General features: G+C 74.2%; 21 protein-coding genes. 11 read left to right on the top strand and 10 right to left on the bottom strand.

Annotation, left to right across the window (positions count from 1 at the left end; translation table 11 throughout):
• Window positions 1-71 precede the first annotated feature (71 nt).
• Together QRN89_RS10500 and QRN89_RS10505 are read right to left on the bottom strand one after the other, a co-directional pair.
• Window positions 72-656 (bottom strand): TMEM165/GDT1 family protein, encoded by a 585-nt coding sequence (locus QRN89_RS10500; RefSeq protein ID WP_290349092.1) that lies wholly within the window; start codon window positions 654-656, stop codon window positions 72-74.
• 250 nt (window positions 657-906) lie between these two features.
• The gene (locus QRN89_RS10505) at window positions 907-1686 is read right to left on the bottom strand and encodes an ABC transporter permease (protein WP_290349093.1); all 780 of its coding nucleotides are present in this window, start codon (window positions 1684-1686) and stop codon (window positions 907-909) included.
• Between the two features lie 182 nt (window positions 1687-1868).
• Here QRN89_RS10505 and QRN89_RS10510 point away from each other — a divergent pair, with 182 nt between their 5' ends.
• The 4 genes from QRN89_RS10510 to QRN89_RS10525 all read left to right on the top strand — a co-directional run bounded on the left by QRN89_RS10510 (window position 1869) and on the right by QRN89_RS10525 (window position 7061).
• Window positions 1869-2537: an HNH endonuclease family protein gene (locus QRN89_RS10510; RefSeq protein ID WP_290349094.1), complete on the top strand. Its 669-nt coding sequence runs from the start codon at window positions 1869-1871 to the stop codon at window positions 2535-2537.
• A gap of 192 nt (window positions 2538-2729) precedes the next feature.
• Window positions 2730-4490, top strand: a complete 1761-nt coding sequence (locus QRN89_RS10515) for an alkaline phosphatase D family protein (protein ID WP_290349095.1) — start codon at window positions 2730-2732, stop codon at window positions 4488-4490.
• 65 nt (window positions 4491-4555) lie between these two features.
• Entirely contained in the window at window positions 4556-6538 is a 1983-nt protein-coding gene (locus QRN89_RS10520; RefSeq protein WP_435833297.1) for an FAD/NAD(P)-binding protein, read from the top strand.
• 58 nt (window positions 6539-6596) lie between these two features.
• Window positions 6597-7061 carry a DoxX family protein gene (locus QRN89_RS10525; RefSeq protein WP_290349097.1) on the top strand — a complete coding sequence of 155 codons (465 nt, stop codon included), beginning with the start codon at window positions 6597-6599 and terminating at the stop codon, window positions 7059-7061.
• Between the two features lie 374 nt (window positions 7062-7435).
• Here QRN89_RS10525 and QRN89_RS10530 read toward each other — a convergent pair whose 3' ends face one another.
• The gene (locus QRN89_RS10530; protein ID WP_290349098.1) at window positions 7436-8149 is read right to left on the bottom strand and encodes a superoxide dismutase family protein; all 714 of its coding nucleotides are present in this window, start codon (window positions 8147-8149) and stop codon (window positions 7436-7438) included.
• Between the two features lie 270 nt (window positions 8150-8419).
• Between QRN89_RS10530 and QRN89_RS10535 the strand changes: the two genes are divergently transcribed.
• Window positions 8420-9079 carry a DedA family protein gene (locus QRN89_RS10535; RefSeq protein ID WP_290349099.1) on the top strand — a complete coding sequence of 220 codons (660 nt, stop codon included), beginning with the start codon at window positions 8420-8422 and terminating at the stop codon, window positions 9077-9079.
• Here QRN89_RS10535 and QRN89_RS10540 read toward each other — a convergent pair.
• Window positions 9048-9308 (bottom strand): DUF2277 domain-containing protein, encoded by a 261-nt coding sequence (locus tag QRN89_RS10540; protein ID WP_290349100.1) that lies wholly within the window; start codon window positions 9306-9308, stop codon window positions 9048-9050. The two genes, QRN89_RS10535 and QRN89_RS10540, sit on opposite strands and share 32 nt — an antisense overlap.
• A gap of 249 nt (window positions 9309-9557) precedes the next feature.
• Window positions 9558-9839 (bottom strand): hypothetical protein, encoded by a 282-nt coding sequence (locus QRN89_RS10545; RefSeq protein ID WP_290353980.1) that lies wholly within the window; start codon window positions 9837-9839, stop codon window positions 9558-9560.
• A gap of 362 nt (window positions 9840-10201) precedes the next feature.
• Between QRN89_RS10545 and QRN89_RS10550 the strand changes: the two genes are divergently transcribed.
• The 4 genes from QRN89_RS10550 to QRN89_RS10565 all read left to right on the top strand — a co-directional run bounded on the left by QRN89_RS10550 (window position 10202) and on the right by QRN89_RS10565 (window position 12746).
• Window positions 10202-10903: a hypothetical protein gene (locus QRN89_RS10550; protein WP_290349101.1), complete on the top strand. Its 702-nt coding sequence runs from the start codon at window positions 10202-10204 to the stop codon at window positions 10901-10903.
• Window positions 10904-11035: 132 nt separating this feature from the next.
• The gene (locus QRN89_RS10555; RefSeq protein WP_290349102.1) at window positions 11036-11491 is read left to right on the top strand and encodes a protein-tyrosine phosphatase family protein; all 456 of its coding nucleotides are present in this window, start codon (window positions 11036-11038) and stop codon (window positions 11489-11491) included.
• A gap of 40 nt (window positions 11492-11531) precedes the next feature.
• A complete protein-coding gene (locus QRN89_RS10560) occupies window positions 11532-12158 on the top strand; it encodes a PASTA domain-containing protein (RefSeq protein WP_290349103.1) in 627 nt (208 codons plus the stop codon).
• A gap of 390 nt (window positions 12159-12548) precedes the next feature.
• Window positions 12549-12746: a hypothetical protein gene (locus QRN89_RS10565; protein WP_244529653.1), complete on the top strand. Its 198-nt coding sequence runs from the start codon at window positions 12549-12551 to the stop codon at window positions 12744-12746.
• A 343-nt stretch (window positions 12747-13089) separates the two neighbouring features.
• On the opposite strand, the gene QRN89_RS10570 is transcribed toward QRN89_RS10565, so the two are convergent.
• The 5 genes from QRN89_RS10570 to QRN89_RS10590 form a co-directional block, all read right to left on the bottom strand.
• Window positions 13090-13368, bottom strand: a complete 279-nt coding sequence (locus QRN89_RS10570; protein WP_290349104.1) for a hypothetical protein — start codon at window positions 13366-13368, stop codon at window positions 13090-13092.
• Between the two features lie 26 nt (window positions 13369-13394).
• Window positions 13395-13913 (bottom strand): hypothetical protein, encoded by a 519-nt coding sequence (locus QRN89_RS10575; protein WP_290349105.1) that lies wholly within the window; start codon window positions 13911-13913, stop codon window positions 13395-13397.
• 318 nt (window positions 13914-14231) lie between these two features.
• Window positions 14232-14963, bottom strand: a complete 732-nt coding sequence (locus QRN89_RS10580; protein WP_290349106.1) for a type II toxin-antitoxin system HicB family antitoxin — start codon at window positions 14961-14963, stop codon at window positions 14232-14234.
• A 305-nt stretch (window positions 14964-15268) separates the two neighbouring features.
• Entirely contained in the window at window positions 15269-16261 is a 993-nt protein-coding gene (locus QRN89_RS10585) for an SCO2400 family protein (RefSeq protein WP_435833245.1), read from the bottom strand.
• A gap of 362 nt (window positions 16262-16623) precedes the next feature.
• Window positions 16624-16968, bottom strand: coding sequence for a hypothetical protein (locus QRN89_RS10590; protein WP_290353651.1), 345 nt, complete (start codon window positions 16966-16968; stop codon window positions 16624-16626).
• A gap of 513 nt (window positions 16969-17481) precedes the next feature.
• Between QRN89_RS10590 and QRN89_RS10595 the strand changes: the two genes are divergently transcribed.
• A complete protein-coding gene (locus QRN89_RS10595) occupies window positions 17482-18492 on the top strand; it encodes an AraC family transcriptional regulator (RefSeq protein WP_290349108.1) in 1011 nt (336 codons plus the stop codon).
• Window positions 18489-19604 (top strand): helix-turn-helix transcriptional regulator, encoded by a 1116-nt coding sequence (locus tag QRN89_RS10600; protein WP_290349109.1) that lies wholly within the window; start codon window positions 18489-18491, stop codon window positions 19602-19604. Before QRN89_RS10595 ends, QRN89_RS10600 begins: the two co-directional genes overlap by 4 nt.
• Window positions 19605-19770 lie beyond the last annotated feature (166 nt).

Below are 19770 nucleotides of genomic sequence, written 5' to 3' on the forward strand. Positions count from 1 at the left end.
GACGGGCCCGGCGACCGCCCTGCGGCGCGTACACGGCGCGCACACGATGCCCCCGTCCGGCCCGACCCGGCTCAGCCCGCGATCGCCTCGTACAGGCTCAGCCCGGCCAGCACCAGCATCAGCCCCGCCGCGATCTTCGTGATCAGCTTCAGCGGCACGTACTTCAGCAGGGTCCGGCCGCCCAGGATGCCCAGAGCGGCCACCGCCCACAGCGCCAGCACCGCACCCAGGCCGACGGAGAGCGGGTCGTCGTAGCGGGCCGCGAGGTTCGCGGTCATGATCTGGGTCAGATCACCGAACTCCGCGACCAGGATCAGCATGAATCCGGCACCGGAGACCTTCCAGAAGGACTGGTCGGCCGGGGCCTTGACGCCCTCGTCGTCGTCATCGGACCTCTTCAGCAGCAGCATCGCCGCGCCCGCGAGGAAGAGCACGCCCACGACCGCCTGCACCAGCCGCTGCGGCAGCAGCGTCAGCACACTGCCCGCCGCGATCGCCAGCGCGACGTGCACAGCGAAGGCGGCGGCGACACCGGCGAAGACGTACGAGGCGCGGTAGCGGGTGCCGAGCATCAGTCCGGCCAGGGCCGTCTTGTCGGGGAGTTCGGCGAGGAAGACGACGCCGAAAGTGATCGCCAGGATCGTGAAACTGAGCACGGGAAGAGGTTCCTCAATCGGTCGGGCCCTGCCGCACCGAGAGACCTGAGCGAGAACGTTCCGGGGGTCGCTTCGGCGCGGCAGCGGCCATGAATGGTCATGGTCACTGCTGGCCGAAGGTCTCGCTGGCGGGCCGCTGGGCGGCCGCCTCCGGGCGCCGGCCGGGCGAGCCCGGCAGTATGTCGACGTTCCGGCGAAGAGCTACTCCCCTTCTGCTCCGTACAGAGTACGGGACGCCGGCGGGCGGCCGTCAGGGACCTTGGTCCCCGCCCCGCGCCGGCGCCACCGGGAGATCCCGGTGCAGCCGTCCCCGCGACACCAGCTCCAGCACCACGGCGACCGCGACGGCCTGCACCGCCATCAGCGCGACCAGGACGAACAGCTGGACCGCGCCGGCCTGGAACGGTGACGCCCCGCCCAGCAGCATCCCGACGAACGCGCCGGGGAGCGTGACCAGTCCCACCGTCCTGGTCTGGTCGAGGCCCGGCAGCAGCGCGTCGGCGGCCGCGTCCCGGGCCACCTCGAGCCGGGCGTCACGCTCGGGCAGCCCGATCGCCATCCCGGCCTCGACCTCACCGCGCCGGGTGGCGAGCTCGTCGAGCGCGCGCCGTCCGGCGAGGACCGTCGCGGTCAGCGCCCCGCCGATGAGGATGCCGGTCACCGGGACGAGCGCGACGCCCTTCACCGGGACGAGACCGGTCAGCAGCAGGGCGGCGACGACCGGCGCGACACCCGCGCCGATCGGCAGGGCCGTGAGCCACCAGGTGCCGTTCGGGGTGACGCGGCGGCCCGCGGTGCGCACGGCCACCGCGTACATCACCAGCAGGAAGGCGAGCAGCAGCGGGACGGAGCGGACCGCCCAGCCGATGACGAGCGAGACCGCGCCCAGCTGGACGGCCGCGCGCAGTCCCGCCACCGCCATCTCGCGGGCACGGCCGGGCCCGAGATGGGCGACTGCCGCGACACAGGCGGCGGCCGCCAGGAGCACGGCGAGGACGATCCCGAACGTCACGTTGACCGGCAGCAGCACGCGCCAACCCTAAGTCGCCCGAAGTGAATTGCCGGGGCGTCAAACCCCTTGAAGTGACGTGTGCATGTCGCCACCCTGTTACCCGGCGCCCATCCCCAGGAAATCCGGCGCCGCAACGATGGCGCGGGCCCTGCCGATCGGGGTCCGCTCCGGCCAACCCCCCCACTCCAAAGGGAGTTCGCATGTCAGGTGTCTACGCGCGTCGAGTGTCCCGCACCGCCGTGTTCGCCGCGTCCGTCGCCCTCGCGTCCGTCGCCCTCGCGTCCGCCACCGCGCTGCTCACCGCGCCCGCCGCCCAGGCCGCGCCGCCCACCCCGGTCAGCGCCTCCACGGCCCGTACGTACCTGGGCCAGCTCACGGTCAAGGCGGAAGGTTCCTCCACCGGATACAGCCGCGACAAGTTCCCCCACTGGATCACCCAGTCGGGCGCCTGCAACACGCGCGAGGTCGTCCTCAAGCGCGACGGTTCCGGCGTCGTCCAGGACTCCAGCTGCGCGGCGGTCAGCGGAAGCTGGTACTCCCCGTACGACGGCGCCACCTGGACCGCCGCCGCGGACGTCGACATCGACCACGTCGTGCCGCTCGCGGAGGCCTGGCGCTCCGGCGCCAGTTCGTGGTCCACCTCCTCGCGCCAGGCGTTCGCCAACGACCTGACCCGCCCGCAGCTGATAGCCGTCACCGACAACGTGAACCAGGCCAAGGGCGACCAGGACCCGGCCGAGTGGATGCCGCCGAGCAGCTCCTACCGCTGCATGTACGCCCGTATGTGGGTGCACACCAAGCACTACTGGAACATGTCCGTCGACTCCGCCGAGAAGTCCGCCCTGCAGTCCGTCCTGAACGGCTGCTGACCCACGTCCGGCCTGGCGGGTGACGCCCGCCGGCCGGGCACCGGGGCCGTCCGGCGAGGGCCTCGCGACCGCGCCGCCGGGGCACGGCACGGGCCCGCAGGCGGACACGGTCCGAACAGGGCCCGTCCGGGCCGGAACCGCGCTACCCTCCCCCGTCGTTCCGTACGGTACGGGGGCGACGGAGGAGGGCACATGGCAGCGGGGCTGCGCCTGGGACCGCTACTGCGGTACGTGGACTGGGAGACCGGTGAGCACGCGACCGTCTGGATCGAGGCCGACCGGCCGTGCACCGCCGAGGTGCGCTGCCTCGGCGCACCCCCCGGGGAGGGCGCCGTGCCCGGGGGAGGGGACACCGCCGCGAGCGGCGTCCCCGGCACCGAAGGCTCCCCGGACGGCTCCCGGGCGGGTTCGCCGAAGGGCGCGGGCGGCTCCTCCCGCACCTTCCAGATCGAGGGCCACCACTACGCGCTGATCCCGGTCTCGGGCCTCGCCCCCGCCTCGTCGACCGCGTACGAGGTGCTGCTCGACGGCCGCCGTGTCTGGCCGCCCGCCGAGTGGCCGTACCCGCCGAGCGTGATCCGCACGCCCGCCATCCCCGCTGAGGGGGTCCGGGTCTCCTTCGGCTCCTGCCGCTGGGCCTCGCCGCCGGCCCGCGAGCACGACCCCATCGGCCCGGACGCGCTGGACACCCTGGCCGCCCGGATGGCGGCCGAGCCGGAGGGAGAGCGCCCCGACGTACTCGTGCTGCTGGGCGACCAGGTGTACGCGGACGCCACCTCCCGCGAGACCCAGCAGTGGCTCGCGACCCGGCGCGATCTGAGCGAGCCGCCCGGCGCGGAGGTCGCGGACTACGAGGAGTACACCCGGCTGTACGAGGAGTCCTGGCTGGACCCCGTGGTCCGCTGGCTGCTCTCGACCGTCCCCAGCTGCATGATCTTCGACGACCACGACGTCATCGACGACTGGAACACCAGCGCCTCCTGGGTCGCCGAGATGCGGGCGACGCCGTGGTGGCGGGAGCGCATCCTCAGCGGTCTGATGTCGTACTGGGTCCACCAGCACCTCGGCAATCTCTCCCCGGCCGAACTGGCCGGCGACCCCGTCTACGCGGCCGTGCGGGCCACCCCGGACGGCACCGACGCCCTGAGGTCGTTCGCGGCCCGGGCCGACGCCGACCCCGCTTCCGTCCGCTGGAGCTACCGGCGCGACTTCGGCAGGACCCGGCTGCTGATGATCGACACCCGCGCCGCCCGCGTGCTCGACGAGCGGCACCGGGCGATGCTCGACGACGTGGAGATGCGCTGGCTCCGAGAGCAGGCACTGGAGGCTCCGGGCTCGTACGACCATCTGCTGCTGGGGACCTCGCTGCCCTGGCTGCTGCCCCCGGCCATCCACGACGTGGAGAGCTGGAACGCGGCGCTGTGCCGCGGGGAGCGGGGCGAGCGCTGGGCGCGCGTCGGGGAGGACCTGCGCCGACGCGCGGACCTGGAGCACTGGGCCGCGTTCCCGGCCTCCTTCGAGGAACTGGCCTCCCTGATCAGGGAGGTGGGCAGCGGGCCGCTGGCGCCCTCGACGGTCTGCGTGCTCTCCGGGGACGTGCACCACGCCTATGTCGCGGAGCCCCACTGGCCCGACCCGGAACCGTCCGCCCGGGTGCTCCAGCTCACCTGCTCCCCCGTGCACAACGCGATCCACGCCTCGATGCGGGTCGGCTTCCGCTTCGGATGGAGCCGCCTGGGGCGGCGGTTCGGACACGCCATGGCCCGGCACGGCCGGGCCGGGCGGCCGGTCATCCGCTGGGACAAGACGGGAGGACCCTGGTTCGGGAACCAGCTGATGACCCTGACTCTGAACGGGCGCTCGGCCGACCTCCGGCTGGACCAGGCCGTCACGGATCGTACGGGTACGCGGCTCCTGACCGTGGACGAGCGGAACCTGACGAACGGTCCGTGACACTTCACACGGCGGGGGACGATCCTCACCCCCGCCCCTCGGACTCCTCACACGACAACGGCATGATGAGGCGGACGATCCACTTCCGCGCCGCCCCACGCCCCCACATCGCCCCGGGAGTCAGTGTCTTGTCCGCGTTCCCCCCAGCTCCCCCCGCCATAGCCCTCGTGGGCGCAGGCCCCCGCGGCACCTCGGTCCTCGAAAGGCTCTGCGCCTCCGTCCCTGAGCTGGCCCCGGACATCCCCCTGATCGTGCATGTGATCGACCCCGCCCCGGCCGGCCCGGGACAGGTGTGGCGCACGGACCAGCCCGGCGAACTGCTGATGAACACGGTCGCCTCGCAGGTGACGCTGTTCACCGACGAGAGCGTCGCCTGCGAGGGGCCGATACGGCAGGGCCCCAGCCTGTACGCCTGGGCGGCGGCCGGCGGCGCCCCGGCGCTGGGCCCCGACGACTATCCGACCCGCGCCTGCTACGGACGCTATCTGGACTGGGCGTTCCGCACCGTCGTCGCGAACGCCCCGGCAACGGTGCGGGTGGAGACACACCGCGCGCGTGCGGTGCGCCTCGACGACGCCGAGGACGGCACGCAGCACCTCGTACTGGACGACGGTACTGCCCTGTCCGGACTGAGCGCGGTGGTCCTGGCGCAGGGCCATCTGCCGGTGGCGCCGGGTGCGGGGCCGACCCGGCTCGCCGCGTACGCGCAGCGGCACGGCCTGCGCCACTTCGCCCCCGCCAACCCGGCCGATCTGGACCTCTCCGGGATCGCACCCGGCGAAGCGGTGCTGCTGCGCGGCCTCGGCCTCAACTTCTTCGACCACATGGCGCTGCTGACGACGGGCCGCGGCGGCTCGTACGCACGGGAGCGGACGGCTGAGCACGGGGAGCGGCTGGCGTACCGGCCCTCGGGCCGCGAGCCGCGGCTCCACGCGGGCTCCCGGCGCGGCGTTCCCCACCAGGCGCGCGGGGACAACGCGAAGGGCGCCTCCGGCCGGCAGCACCCGCTGGTCCTCACCCCCGATGTGATCACGCTCTTCCGCAGGCGCGCGGACGCGGGCGATCCGCCGGACTTCCTGGGCGAGATATGGCCGAGGATCGCCAAGGAGGTGGAGACGGTCTACTACGAGACGCTGCTCGGACCGTCCGCCGCCCCGGACTCCGGCTTCCGGGCCGCCTTCCTCGCCACCGCGCACGGCAGCGCGGAGGAGGCGGCGGTCCTGGACGCGCACGGCTGCCCGGAGGCCGCGCGCTGGTCCTGGGAGCGGATCTCACGGCCCTACGCGGGGCGGACCTTCGACGGTCCGGACGCCTTCCGCGACTGGCTGCTCGGCCATCTGCGGCGGGACGCGGGACACGCCGCGCTCGGCAATGTGGACGGCCCGGTCAAGGCGGCCCTCGACGTTCTGCGGGACGTCCGCAACGAGGTGCGGCAGATCGTGGACCACCGCGGGCTCTCCGGCATGTCGCGGCGGGACCATCTGGACCGCTGGTACACGCCGTTGAACGCCTTCCTCTCCATCGGCCCGCCGCGCCGCCGGATCGAGGAGATGACGGCGCTGATCGAGGCCGGGGTGCTGCGGGTGGTCGGCCCGAGGACGACCGTGCGGGCGGAGGGCGGGGTCTTCGTGGCCGAGTCGCCCGATGTGCCGGGCTCCGCGGTGACGGCGACGACGCTGATCGAGGCCCGGCTGCCGGAGCCCGATCTGCGCCGCGGCCGGGACGAGTTGCTGTCACGGATGCTGCGGACCGGCCAGTGCCGGCCGCATACGATCGACGGTTACGAAACGGGCGGCCTCGACGTGTCCGGTCGCCCCTACCACCTGATCGACCGTCAGGGACGGGTGCACCCGGGAAGGTTCGCCGTCGGGGTCCCCACCGAGGGAGTGCACTGGGTGACGGCCGCGGGGGCGCGGCCGGGCGTGGACTCGGTGACGCTCTCCGACGCGGACGCGGTGGCCCGGGCCGCACTGCGCGTGAGCGCACGGCGTGAACTTCTCATGAAGGGCGGTCGCCGACCGAATATTGAACTTGCAAGTATTGATTAGGTCTGCCTTACTTACGTCTCATCGGTTTCACGTCCCCAGACCGAAGGAGACCCCCCACATGGCCACTCGTCAGCTGACCTCCCGACTGGATCAGGCCCGGCCGTACGCGCTCGGCGTGTTCCGCATCGTCGTCGGCCTGCTGTTCACCTGCCACGGGGCGCGCTCGCTCTTCGGCGTGCTGGGCGCGGAGAACGCGGGCGGCACGGTGGCGGCGGGCACCTGGCCGGGCTGGTACGCGGCCGTGATCGAACTCGTCGGCGGCGCACTGGTGCTGGTCGGCCTGGGCACCCGCGCCGCCGCGTTCATAGCGTCGGGAGCGATGGCGTACGCGTACTTCACGGTGCACCAGCCCGAGGGCCTGTTCCCGATCCAGAACAGCGGCGAGGGCGCCGCGCTCTACAGCTGGGCGTTCCTGCTCCTGGTCTTCACCGGTCCCGGGGCGCTCGCGCTGGACGGCCTGTTCGCGTCGCGGAGCGCGAACGAGGAGCCCGAGCACAAGGGTTCGGCGCCGGTCGCGGCCTGACGCTCACGACACCGGCACGTCACCGACGGGGAGTTCGACCCACCGGGGCACGCCTCCGGCCGAGGCGCACCGCCCACCGGAGCACGTCACCGACGGGGAGTTCGACCCACCGGGGCACGTTGCCGACCGAGGCGCTCCGCCCACCGGAGCACGTCACCGACGGGGAGTTCGACCCACCGGGGCACGCCTCCGGCCGAGGCGCACCGCCCACCGGAGCACGTCACCCGCCGCGTTCGCCGCGACTCCGCGGTGACCCCACGCGGTGCTGCTTGGTCCGCGCCGCTTCACCCGCGGCGTCCGCGGACGGGAGCCGGGTCCGGGGTTCCGGACCCGGCTCGTCGCTCAACGGGCCTCCCCGGACCCGCAGTCGGGGCTCACGGAGCGCCGTAACCGCCGAACGGGACCGTGAAGCAGGCCACTCGGGTGCCCGCGCCGCCCTGCTCGGCGTGCAGGACGACCGACTGCGCCCCACCGCGCCGAAGGCCCCAGTCGTGCCGCGTCTCGGCGTTGCCCTCCCCGGCGGCGTCGGTGGTGAAGTCCAGCCACAGTTCGTTCGCCGGCTCTGCGCCCGGCGCGGGCCGGTGCTGGTAGTGGGGCCCGGCCCCGGCGGGGTCCGCGTCACAAGGCGCGGTGTGCACATGGGCGCCGAAGGCGTGCCCCGCCTTCACCCCGCCCACGCGCGCCCGAACGACGGTCCCCGAGCGCTCGGTCGACTGCTCCACCACGATCCACGCACCCGCCGGCACGAGCGTCCGGTCGTACGTGAGCGCCGTCGACGGAACGAAAGAACCGGGCGGAGCGAACCGCCCGTACGCCCGCAGCGCCACCCCTTCGCCGTCGGCGGGCTCGCCGTCGGCGCCGGACGGGCGGGCCCCGTCGGACCGGTGCGTCAGTTCGGAGAGGAGGCCGCCGTCGCCTCGGGCCCCGGCGGGCAGGAGGACGCTGCCGGACAGGGCCCCCGCGGCGGCTCCTCCGGACCGGTCGCCGCCCCCGGGCCCGTCACCGGCTCCGTGGGCCGCGCCCACCGCCCCCACCGCCAGCGTCACCAGTGCCGCCGCCCCAGCCAGTGCGCCTGCCGCTGCCGCCATCTGCCACTCCTCGTGTCCGGGTGCTCGCCTTCCGCGTACACGCCCTGCGGGCGTACGCACCAGCCCTCGTACCGCGAACGATGCGGCCCGGTGCCGAGCCTCGCCCGGAGCGTGGCGAGGGCGCGGCGGACTGCACTCGTACGGCCGTGTCCGACTTCACCCCGACCCTGACGATCTCCCCGTTCTGCACAGGCGTACGCTCTGTGGCTGTCATGCCGCCCCTGCCGCTCCCCTGCGACGTCGCGGCGTTGTCACCCGTGGGGAGTCGTGGTGTTCGAGGCTGTGGGGCTGCTGACCGGCAGCCCGTGGATCTACGCGATCGTGGCGCTGTCCGTCCTCCTCGACGTGTTCCTGCCCGTACTGCCGAGCGGTGTGCTGGTGATCACCGCGGCGACCGCGGCGGCGGCCGGATCGACGGCCGCGACGGGACAGATCGCCGGGTCGACGACCGTCGCTTCGGCCGCCGGCCAGGTGTCCGGCGAGGTGCCCTCGCTGCCGGCGCTGCTGCTGTGCGCGGCGACCGCGTCCGTGCTCGGCGACCTGGCCGCCTACCGGCTGGCCCGGCGCGGCGGGGAGCGACTGGACCGGGCGATCGCCCGCTCCCGCAGGCTGGTCACGGCGCAGGAACGTCTCGGCACGGCACTGAGCCGTGGCGGCGGACTGCTCGTCGTCATCGCCCGGTTCGCACCCGCGGGACGCTCCGTCGTCTCCCTGGGCGCGGGCGCGGCGCACCGCAGGGTGCGGGAGTTCCTGCCCTGGTCGGCGCTGGCCGCCGTGGCCTGGGCGGGCTACAGCGTCGGCCTCGGCTGGTTCGGCGGGCAGTGGCTGGGCGCGACCTGGGTGGGCGTGGGGGTGTCCGTCGTCGCCCTCTTCGCCGCGGGTTCCGTCGCGGCCTATGTCATGCGGCGTCCGGCGCCGAAACCGGCGTAGCCCTGCTGCCCGCGCCTCCGCCGCCGCGCACCTCCAGCCCGTCGAGGAGCTTGCGCGTCGCCTCCGTCACCTCGTCCACGGCGCGGTCGAACACCTCCCGGTTGTGCGCGGCGGGCGCCCGGAAACCGGACACCTTCCGCACGAACTGCAGGGCGGCGGCCCTGATGTCCTCCTCGGTGGCTTCCTCGGGGAGGACCGGCGGTCGAAGGGTCTTGATGCTGCGGCACATGAGTCCAGTGTGGGACACGCCACCGACAAACGGGACTCTCCCCGGCAGCGGCCCGTCAGGCAGCGGTCCGCCGTGCGGTCCCGGCGGAGGACGACCTGCTGCGGCCCCCGGCGGCACGACCCGCGCCCTGGAGGCTCCCGCGTGTCCGGCAGTCGGGCCGCGGTCCGCTCGGAGTCACGGTCGTCCCGGGCCGGGAACGGCGTGCCCGGCTCCGCCGGCCGGTCCCGATCCGCCCTCGGCCGGAAGGGCTCAGGCGGCGCGGGTCAGCCGAAGAACCACACCCGCGTGCGGGTCCCGGGGAGCGGTCCCGACCGCGCCGGCCTCCTCGTCGCGCTCGGCTTCCCCGTCGCGCTCGGCTTCCCCGTCGCGCTCGGCGGCCACGGCCGCGGCCCACTCCACCAGCAGCTGCTGGTACTTCGCCTCGGCAGCGGCGGACAGCCGGCTCCCGGACTTCGCCCACAACGCACGAATCTCCGCATTCACCTCGGCAGCGGACCGCACGGAACCAAGCTCGCGAAGGGTTGGGGACATGGGCACAAGGTTACGCGGCGGGACTGACAACCGTGACCCGTCGAACCGCCGCGGTGACGCACGGCACGGGCGCGCTCACCGCTGTTGTGGCAGGTGGGGACGGACTGCACCCGAGTTCGACGTGTCCTCTCTCACACCTCCCAATGCCCCGTCAGGCGCCCGGAGTTTACGAAAACATTGATCCGGCGTCCACGAGGATCGATGGCCCGTTCCCGGGAGGGGCCTCCCCTGCCGGACCTGGGCCGCGTCGCCCGGTGGCACGGTGCGCGGCGGGGAACCGCGGCCCCGGCCCGACTCGTGTCCTGGTACGGGCGCAAGGGAACGGAAGGACAACCGGGCGAGGTTCACGGGGGTGGGGAGCCATGCAGATCGTCGAGGTGACCGGTTACGCCGTCAGATCCGCCGTGATCACCGTGCGGCGACGGGGGACGCCACTCGAATTCGTGATCTTCCCGATGCTGCACGTGGCCTCACCGGCGTTCTACTCCCAGGTCCGCCTCCGGCTCAGGGAGTGCGACCTCGTGGTGGTCGAGGGAATCCGGGGAAAGTCGGCGCGGGTGAGCGCCCTCACGCTCGCCTACCGGTTCGCCCCGCGCCGGCGGCGCAACGGGCTGCAGGAACAGCGCGAGGAACTGCTGCTTCCCGGCGACGCGACGGTGATCCGCCCGGACGTGACCGCGGCGGAGGCGATCGAGGACCTGCGGACACTGCCGCGCGCGACGTACCTGCTGCTCCTCGTCGCGGCTCCCGTGATGGGCCTGGTGTTCGCGCTGCGCGGGCCGCGCGCCTTCCTCGACGAGGACCTGGCGGTCGAGGACCTGCCGTCGACGCCGCGGGCGGAAATGCTGGCCGACGACCCCGTCGGGCGCGCGCTGACCGTCCGGCGCGACCGGCGTCTGCTCGACGCCCTCGGCGAGATCCACGCGGCACGCGGTGCCGAGCCGATCCGGGTGGCCGTCGTCTACGGAGCGGGCCACGTCCCGGCGATCGTGTCGGGGCTGTGGAACCGTCTCGGCTACCGGCCGTACGAGGCGGAATGGCTCACGGTCCTCGTGCCGGCGTAGACCACCGGGCGAAGCCCGTTCCGCGGGGGGCCGGCGGACGTCGGCGGCACAGCGAGGCGGGCCGGCTCCGGGACCACCGCCGGCGGCACCGGGCTCTCGTGGGAGCGGCCGGTGCTGTGGTCTGCTGGGCTCATGACCGAGCCCTGGCCCGCGACCGCACCCGGTGTCCTCCGTCTGCCCTCGGGGCGGCTCGTACGGGGGCGCGGTCTGCGGCATCCGCTGCCCGACGGCCCCGTACCCACGTACGCGGTGCATCTGCTGGGCAGGCGTCCCCCCGAGGTCCCGTGGGAGGCCGAGTGGCTGCGCTGGCCGGACTTCCGGCTGCCGAGCGACCGGGACCGCGCCCGCGCGGCGCTGAGCGGGGTCTGGGCGCGAGCCGCCACGGAGCGGGTCGAGGTCGCCTGCGGGGGCGGACGTGGCCGTACCGGCACGGCGCTGGCGTGCCTCGCCGTCCTCGACGGCGTACCGGCCGACGAGGCGGTGGCCTACGTACGACGGCACTACGACCGCCACGCCGTCGAAACCCCCTGGCAGCGCCGGTACGTTCGCCGTTTCCCGGCTTCCGTGAGCCCGCCGTACGGAGGATGATGCGGTAACAGCAGCACCCGCACCGGACTTTGGGGGGAGCATGCGCTTCCGGGCCGCCGCCGCCGCACTCGCCGTCGCCTCGTTGATCGCCCTCACCGCCGCCTGCGAGGACACCGCCGGGCCTTCCGGCAAGCCCGCGCCGTCCCCCGCGACCGACGAACCGGGCACCGCGACGTCCGGTGCCGGGGCCGCGCACCTCCCGGACCTGGTCGGCATGGGGCTCCAGTCCGCCCAGGACAGGGCGCAGTCGCTCGGCTTCCGCGCCCTCACCTCCCATGACGCCCTCGGCCGCGGACGCAACCAGGTCCTGGACCGGAACTGGAAGGTCTGCTCCCAGCAGCCCCGCCCCGGCGATCACCCCACCGGGACGAGGATCGACCTCGGCGCGGTGAAGCTCGAGGAGACCTGCCCCGCACGGGACGAGGGCGGCACGCCCACCACCGCCGGCGCCACCATGCCGGACTTCCGGGGGAAGTCCGTGAGGGTCGCGCGCCGCTCCCTCGACACCTCCACCGGTCTGAGGGCCGAGGACGCGTCACCGGAGGGCCGGGTCGTCCTCGTCGAGTCCAACTGGCGGGTCTGCACACAGGATCCGGCGCCGGGCGCGCCGCTGAACGGGCGGCCGGTCATGCTGACGGCGGTGAAGTTCGACGAGTCGTGCCCCTAGACCGGCACCGGGCCGTGCTCCGGCACCGGGCCGGTCGGCATGCGGGGCGGCACCGGGCCGTGGTCCGGCGCCGGGCCGGTCGTGCGGCATCCGGGGCGGCACCGCACCCGGCCATGAACCGGCCCCGTGCCCTGACGCCGTACGGCCCCGCGCCAGGTCGCGTTTCCGACGCCGACCGGCCCCGCGCCCTGCCCTGAATCGGTCCCGCACCCGGCCATGAACCGGCCCCGCGCCCTGCCCTGAACCGGTCCCACGCCCCCGACGCGGGTCGCACCCCCGGCGCGGGCCACCGCGCACCGGCCGGTCCCCCATCCGGGTGGCGGCATCCGGTCCGTCTCCCCGACGGGACGCCGAAGCACCACGCTGGACCGGACCTGAAGGAGAGTCCGTATGGTGCCGAAACCTCCGTCGTGCCCGCAGTGCCCCTCGCGCCCGCCGCTGTGGAAGGACACCACCCGCACCGCCCCCGGTTTCGAGGACCGGTGGCGCTGGTACTGCACGCACTGCACACGGCGCTGGGCACCCACGCCGGAGCACCGGCTCAGGTTCACGGTCTTCCCGCGCGTACCGCAACGCCCCCTGCGATGAACGCTCTCCGGCGGAGTCACGGGACCACCGGGGCGGTCGGGCCCGTGCCACCGGCGGCCGGGGCCGCCCTCGGAGTAGCGCCTGTCCTCGGAGCAGGTCCTCGATCGTGATCGGCAGCGTGCGCACCCTCCTGCCGACGGCGTGGTGAACGGCGTTGGCGATCGCGGCCGCCGCGCCGACCTGGCCGGTCCGGCTGTTCGCGGCGCGGGAGGACACGTTCGCTCCCGCGGGGAGAGCGAACGCACACCCGTGATCGGCCGGCGCCCCGGACGGCCCCGCGGGCCCCGTTCCCCGAAGGCGCGAGGAGCGGCGGCCGACGGGCCCGGCGACGCGATCGGGCGGGCTAGGCGGCCTCGTCCACCGGCGACAGGGTCACCTCGATCTCTCCGACCGACGCCGACCACCGCTCGCCGCGCTCCACCGCCGCGCGTCCGTCGTCGAGTATGAGGGATCGCATCAGGCGCGCCGATTCGCCCAGGTCCCGGCCCTCGGGACCGGTGAGGACCCGTTCCCGGATGCGCCGTACGGAACGGTCCAGTGCCGCCACGGCGCCCTCCACGTCGGGCACTTCCTCACCCGCCGACGCCACCGGTGACACTTGCCACGACATGCGCAGGGCCATGGGAGAAGTCTAGGTGGGGCGACCGTTCAGTGCTTCAGGATGACCTTGAACGCCACGATGAGCAGCCCGAGGACGAGGTTGACCGCCCCGGCCGCGAGCACGATGCGCCGCGACGCCCCCGCCCTGAGGGCCGCGACAGCTGCCCAGCCGACCTGACCCGCCACCGCGACGCCGAGTGCCAGCCACACCGTCCCCTCCGGACCGAGCCCCAGCAGAGGACTGACGGCGACCGCGACGGCCGGCGGGACGGCCGCCTCGAGGATCGGCCGCTCGGCGAGGCACACCCGCCGGATCTCGTGCCCGTTCGGTGACACATAGGCGATGCGCTCCCCGAAGAGCCGGGCGAAGACGTGCGCGGCCCAGAAGACGACGCCCGTGCAGAGCAGCAGCAGTACGAGTTCCAGCCGCGGGAACGAACCGAGCGAGCCGGCACCGACCACCACGGAAGCGGCGAGCAGCGAACCGTACACGGCACCGGTGTAGTCGCCCCGTCCGGCGGCCGCCGGTTCGGCCCCGGGGGACTCGGCAGGGGTCTGGCCTGTCATCCCTCCAGTCTCGCGGGGCACCCCGGACCCCGCGCGGCCACACGGGGCCGGGGCGGACGCCCCCTCCCGACCGGGACGCGTTCCCGCCCGCCCGACACCGCGTCGCCACGGCCGGGAAGCACCGGGTGAGCCGGCCGCCGGTGGCCGACCGGGCCCGGCGTGCGTCCGGGCGGGCCCGCACCGCGTCGGCGCATCCGCCCCGCCGCACCACCGCACCGCAGCACTCAGCCCGGCGTACCGCACCGGCACAACCGCCCCGCCGAACCACCGCACCGCCCGGCACAACCGCCCCGCCGAACCGCGGCGCTCAGGCCGACGTCAGGCCTCGTCCTCCGCAACCGCCCAACGCGGCCGGATCGTCGACGCAGCCGGTCGGCGACCACCCGTGCGTGTCATGCCTCCGGCCGTGCGGGGCGAACCGCCCGATCGGCTTTCGGCCGGACGCTGGTGCTCGTGCCCGTGCGGTTCCTGCCGGGTGTCACCCTCGCCGACCGCCCCGCCGAAGCCGCCGATGCCGACCCGGCCGCCACCGTCGAAACCGCCGCTGCCCAGTCCGACGCCTCCGCCACCGGCACTTCCGCCGATGCCTCCACCGCCGGTACCGCCCCCGTTGCCGAACCCCCGCGGCCCCGGCGCAGGCTGACCGTCGACGTGCCACGGCCGCGAGTCGGCGGAGCCGCGGGCCGGAGCCAGCCGGGCCACCGTCTGGTGGGACATCCCCAGCAGCCGGCACGCGTCGCCCTGGCTCATGCGCAGGTCCTCGACCAGGGTTCGTACGGCCTCGGACAGCGTCTGCCGCTCGGCCGAGTCGGCCGCCGCCCGCCGCCTCCGTGCCTCCGTCACGGTGTGCAGCAGGGGCGCGAACTCGGGAACGACCAGGTCGACGGCGACCGCGTCCGGAAACGTCCCGAGTGCCTCGGCGATGGCCTCGCGGGCCATGTCCTCGGCCTCGTCGAGGGTGCGGCACTGCGTGTGGATCGCGAGTTCCGGGATGTCGACGGCCCACCACCGGCCGATTCTGTGCAGTCGTGCCTGGTAGCCAGTGCTCATGGGGACTCGGCCTCCTTGCGGTCCTCGGCGGCGGGATCCGGTTGTTCCACGGCCTACGGGTGCGTGCCCACGGCCTACGGGTGCGTGCCCTGGTTCCGTCCGGCCCGGCCCGGGGCAGGCGGAGTCCGTCCGTGCTCTGACCGGGCCTGACGGGGTTGGGTCGCGGCGCCTCCACGCGTGACGCGAGCCGCGTACGGCGGTCGGGGCGCGGCGCTCGTGCGGCCGCGCAGGGGGAGGGATGGGCACGTACCGGCGCCGCCGAGATCAGCGCCGGCAGTCGCCCGCCCACGGGTACGACGCGCCGATCAGCCGATGCACAGCCCGACCAGGCAGACCTGGACCGGCGACCCGCCGGGCGTGGTCGGCAGCAGGCTCGCGGGCGGTGTGGCCGGACCGGGGGTCTCGGCGGCGGGGGGCGGCGCGGTGGTCCCGGGGGCCGGTGTCGCGGGGGCGTCGCCGCCGGGCGGCTGTTCGGGTGTCCGGGGCGCGGCGGGCGGGGCCGTGTGCCGGTCGACGGAGGACCGCTGCGCGGACGACTCGTCCGGGGCGGTTTCGGGCTGCCCGGCCGTCCTGGACCTCGTCGACCTCTCCGTGTCGGCGCGTGGCGTGGTGGCCTCGGCGCCGCCCTGGTGCCCGCTGGTCGCCGCGGGGCGGCCGGTGCCGGGCCGCTGCGCGGTCGCGGTGTCCGGCGCCTCGGCCGACGGGCCGTCCGGCGACACCGATCCGGACGGTGTGGCCCCGCTCGTCGGCTCCGGCGGCGCGGAGGCGTGTGCGTGACCGGTGGAAGGCTTGCCGGTGGGCAGGGCCGCGATCGTCAGGCCGCCGCCGACCAGGGCCACGGCCGTCGCCGCCGCGGCCCGGCGCCGGTGCTTCTTCCACCGTGCGAGCTGCCGCCGTCGCGCCGCACGGCCCTGACCGGTGGCAGAGCCGCCGGAGATGCCGGCGTCCGCGGCGGCCTCGCCCTCGGCCGTACCGGTGTGCCGGGACGGGATACCGCCGGACGAATCGGAGCCCGACGCTTCCGTCGTGGACGTGGTGACCGCGTCCGTCGCGTGGCCGGCAGGGCCGTCCACCGGCCGGGTGCCGTTCGCAGCCGCGTCGAAGTACGCGGCCGCTTCGGGGTAGGACCCCCGATCGCTGACGCCCTGCCCGCCCGTCGCCAGGCGCGCGGTCACGGTCGAGGCTCCGCCGCCGTGGTGGCGCTGTGAAGGCGGGGCGATGTCCGGAGCGTATGCACCACAACCCGGGCACACGAGTGCGCCGTTGAGGTCTCTGCGGCACGAGGAGCAGTAGTCCATCTGCGGTCTTTCTGTGCTGACTGCGCCGCCAGGGACGCCGGCGAACTGTTCACGCACGCGGGATCGAGCGGCCAGTAACGCTAACGGCCCGAGCCGGACGGAACGCGCAGCCCGTGTGATGCTGCTGCGAAGATTTACCGACGGCCGTCTCGGGTATTCCCGGCGCGGTCACCACGAACCGGACGACCCGGTCACCACAAATGGGCGCTCCGGGTCACCACGAATGGGTCGGCCGGTCCCCACGAATGGACGGTCCGACACCGCTTCGTGAGGTCCGCGACTTCCCACATGATTCCGTTCATGCCTCATGGATCGGGTCGCGGACCTCACCGTCATACGCGGCCCGGTCGACGGGGAACCCGTCAGAGCCGGCGTGCCCTCGCGGCGATTCCATGGCCGAGCAGCAGGTAGACCAGGGCCGGAAGACCGTAATTGAGGATGACTCGCAGACCTTCGCCGTCCATGGTGAAGATGTCCTGCGACCAGCCCGCCAGCCAGTCGGCCACATCGCGCACGAAGCCGACGAAGACGTTGCCCTGGTTGGCGCCGAGCAGATACAGCAGGATCCAGAGGATCAGAAATCCTGCGGCTATGTCCGCGATCGTGTGGATGACCAAGGCCGCCCGGTTTGCTCCGGCACCTTCCCGGTTGGGGCGATAAGCCTCCCGCTGGGGCGGATAGGGGTTGTAGGGATCATTTACCGGCATGGGTTCATGGGGGTTGCTCATGCCCTGCCTGCTTGCCTCACGCGAATACGCGAAACCCTTTTCAAACCTGCGATTGGATATCGATTCCACCGGTGGACGGAATGCACCTCGACACCGACGGAAAGTGCCGAGACGGCGGTGGAATGGGCTTGGGACGCCGACGGAATGGGCCGCAGCCGGAGGTGGCCGGGAGCCGGTGCACACCCGGCTCCCGGCCGCCGGGCTCCCGGGCCGGCGCCCCGGGCACTCAGCGCCGGAAGACGTCCGCATCGCCGGGCTCGCTCTCCAGCGCCTCGCGGTCGAGGACCCGCATGCCCAGGCACGCCAAGTCGCCTCCGGCACGCCTGCGGCAGGCCGCCCCGGCAGAGTGACCTGGTGGGCAGATGTGCGGCGTGGCGTCCGGCTCGTACCCCGGGCGCCCGCGCGTACCGTCGGCGGCGGAAGAGGCGGCGCCGGCTCCCGGCCGCCCGCCCGAGTGCCTGGCGACTGTGCGGTGGAAGGAAGCGAGAAGCCGTGGGTGCGAGCCGCCGCTGCGATGTGGTCCGCAGCACCTTCTCGACACCGGACGTGGAACGCGGCCTGGAATCCCTGGCCACCGCGTACGGGACACGGATCCGGATGACGCGGCCGGCGGTGGACGGCGCGCCCTGCAGATACGAACGGCGAGCGGTGGGCCCGCTCGCCCTGGACTCGATCGCGTTCCCCACGGACGTGTCCTACGACGTGGAACCGGTGGGCCCGCTCATGGTCCTGGAGGTCCTGTCGGGGGGTGTGACGGTGGACTGCGACAGCGTCAGCAGCGACTCGGCCGTCGGGGACGTGATGGCCCCCGCCCAGCCGGGCATCCCCTTCCACTCGCATCTGGACCACGCCCGCACCCGGGTGGCGGTCATCGAACCCGCCCTGCTCCGCGAGGTCGCGGGGCTGGGCCGGGAGGAGTCCCGTACCCCGCTGCGCCTGCTGCGGCTCCAGGCATCGGCCGAACCCGCGCACGCGGCCGTGTGGCGGTCGGCCACGCGCTACGTCTGGGACCTCTTCGGCGCGGAGGGCGTGGCGGGCACCCCGCTGGTCCTGGACGCGGCGGTCCGCATGCTGGCCGGGGCCGCGCTGGCCTTCTTCCCCAACACCTACACGGCGCAGGACCCGCTGCTGCGCGGCCCCGGCCACGTCGGCGAGGTCACCATGCGCCGGGCCGTCGCGTACATCGACGCCCACGCCGACGGCCCGCTCGCGCTGTCCGACATCGCCGCGGCGGCGGGCGTGTCCGCCAGGGCGCTCCAGTACGGATTCCGCCGCCACCACGGGATCTCCCCCATGGGCTATCTCCGCCGGGTGCGCCTCGAACGCGCCCATCTCGAACTCCAGGCGGCCGACCGGGCGGACGGCGAGACGGTCGCCCTGATCGCCGCGCGCTGGGGCTGGGGCAAGCCGGGGAACTTCTCGGTCGCCTACCGGCAGGCGTACGGGATCTCCCCCTCGACGACTCTGCGGAACGACGGCGGCCTGCCGACAGCCCGGTCATGACGGGCGCCGGCGGCATGGTGCGCACGCAACCGCGCACCCCGGTGCCCCCGACAACCGGCGGCGCGGTACACACGCTCGCCGGACCGTCCGCCACCACCGGAGCCGGCGGCGCGGTACACACGCAGCCGCGCACCCAGGCACCACCGACACCCGGCGGCGGCGTGGTGCGCACGGAGTTCCGCACCCGCAGCGCGGAGGAAGCCGGACGGTTCCTCGGCGACGCCTACGGACTGAGCCTGCGGCTGCGGGCCGCGGCGGACGGGCCCGAGTACAGCCTGCTCCGTACGGACGCGGGAGCCTTCGCCGGCGGCGCGGTCTCCCTGCCCGCCCGCATGGAGTTCACCACGCACGAGGTCACCGCCCTGACCGTCGTCACGATGTCCGCCGGGCTCTTCGAGCGCAGCGCGGCCGGAGTGGACGAGCGGTTCACGGCGGGCGACGTCCTCCTCGTACGCCCCGGCGGTCGGCCCTGCTTCGCCCGCCACACCGAGACCCGCTGCACGACGGTGAACCTGTCGGCCGCGCTGCTCACCGAGGCGGCCGCCACCGCCGACCCCCGGCATCCGGGACTCCCCCGCTTCCTCCGCTCGATCCCCTCGGACGCCCCGCTCGCCCGCCTGTGGACGCGCACCCAGGACTTCGTCGCGGAGACGCTCGCCTCCGGGCTCACCTCGAACCTGGTGCTCGGTCAGGCGGGCCGGCTGCTGGCCGCCACGGCTCTGACGGTCTTCCCCAACACCGCGACCGCCGGCGGTCCGTCGCCGGAGAACGGCACCCGGGACGCCTCACCCGGCACTTTGCGCCGGGCGATCGCCTTCATCGACGCCAACGCCCACACCGACATCTCCCTGGCCGACATCGCCGCCGCCGTGTACGTCACCCCCCGTGCCCTGCAGTACGCCTTCCGTGGCCACGCCGAGACCACTCCGCTGACCTATCTGCGGCGGGTCCGGCTGGCCCACGCACACGCCGACCTCAAGGCCGCCGATCCGGGGGCCGGTGCCACCGTCGCCGCCATCGCCACCCGGTGGGGCTTCGCGCACCAGGGCCGATTCGCCGCCGCCTACCGCCGGATGTACGGGAGGAGCCCCGGCGCCACCCTCCGCGGCTGACGGCGCAGCCCGCCCGCGGCCCGCCAGGTCGGTGTCGAGCGGGGCCGAAGAGGCCTCCGGCCGACGGGAGTTCATCCACTGGTCGTGGCGCAAAGACTGTGCAGGACGCGCGTCACACGGCACTCTGGACTCGCCCGTGGACAGGCCACGTGGCGCGCACCAACTC

Origin of the sequence: Streptomyces sp. HUAS CB01, assembly GCF_030406905.1 — a bacterium.
GTDB classification, from domain to species: Bacteria; Actinomycetota; Actinomycetes; order Streptomycetales; family Streptomycetaceae; genus Streptomyces; species Streptomyces chengbuensis.

What these genes read in the sequence shown, in the direction of transcription:
- QRN89_RS10510 (WP_290349094.1), top strand. Translation starts at nt 1,869, where the DNA reads ATGTCAGGTGTCTACGCGCGTCGAGTGTCCCGCACCGCCGTGTTCGCC.
- QRN89_RS10515 (WP_290349095.1), top strand. Translation starts at nt 2,730, where the DNA reads ATGGCAGCGGGGCTGCGCCTGGGACCGCTACTGCGGTACGTGGACTGG.
- QRN89_RS10520 (WP_435833297.1), top strand. Translation starts at nt 4,556, where the DNA reads ATGAGGCGGACGATCCACTTCCGCGCCGCCCCACGCCCCCACATCGCC.
- QRN89_RS10525 (WP_290349097.1), top strand. Translation starts at nt 6,597, where the DNA reads ATGGCCACTCGTCAGCTGACCTCCCGACTGGATCAGGCCCGGCCGTAC.
- QRN89_RS10530 (WP_290349098.1), bottom strand. Translation starts at nt 8,149, where the DNA reads ATGGCGGCAGCGGCAGGCGCACTGGCTGGGGCGGCGGCACTGGTGACG.
- QRN89_RS10540 (WP_290349100.1), bottom strand. Translation starts at nt 9,308, where the DNA reads ATGTGCCGCAGCATCAAGACCCTTCGACCGCCGGTCCTCCCCGAGGAA.
- QRN89_RS10545 (WP_290353980.1), bottom strand. Translation starts at nt 9,839, where the DNA reads ATGTCCCCAACCCTTCGCGAGCTTGGTTCCGTGCGGTCCGCTGCCGAG.
- QRN89_RS10550 (WP_290349101.1), top strand. Translation starts at nt 10,202, where the DNA reads ATGCAGATCGTCGAGGTGACCGGTTACGCCGTCAGATCCGCCGTGATC.
- QRN89_RS10555 (WP_290349102.1), top strand. Translation starts at nt 11,036, where the DNA reads ATGACCGAGCCCTGGCCCGCGACCGCACCCGGTGTCCTCCGTCTGCCC.
- QRN89_RS10560 (WP_290349103.1), top strand. Translation starts at nt 11,532, where the DNA reads ATGCGCTTCCGGGCCGCCGCCGCCGCACTCGCCGTCGCCTCGTTGATC.
- QRN89_RS10565 (WP_244529653.1), top strand. Translation starts at nt 12,549, where the DNA reads ATGGTGCCGAAACCTCCGTCGTGCCCGCAGTGCCCCTCGCGCCCGCCG.
- QRN89_RS10570 (WP_290349104.1), bottom strand. Translation starts at nt 13,368, where the DNA reads ATGGCCCTGCGCATGTCGTGGCAAGTGTCACCGGTGGCGTCGGCGGGT.
- QRN89_RS10575 (WP_290349105.1), bottom strand. Translation starts at nt 13,913, where the DNA reads ATGACAGGCCAGACCCCTGCCGAGTCCCCCGGGGCCGAACCGGCGGCC.
- QRN89_RS10580 (WP_290349106.1), bottom strand. Translation starts at nt 14,963, where the DNA reads ATGAGCACTGGCTACCAGGCACGACTGCACAGAATCGGCCGGTGGTGG.
- QRN89_RS10585 (WP_435833245.1), bottom strand. Translation starts at nt 16,261, where the DNA reads ATGGACTACTGCTCCTCGTGCCGCAGAGACCTCAACGGCGCACTCGTG.
- QRN89_RS10590 (WP_290353651.1), bottom strand. Translation starts at nt 16,968, where the DNA reads ATGCCGGTAAATGATCCCTACAACCCCTATCCGCCCCAGCGGGAGGCT.
- QRN89_RS10600 (WP_290349109.1), top strand. Translation starts at nt 18,489, where the DNA reads ATGACGGGCGCCGGCGGCATGGTGCGCACGCAACCGCGCACCCCGGTG.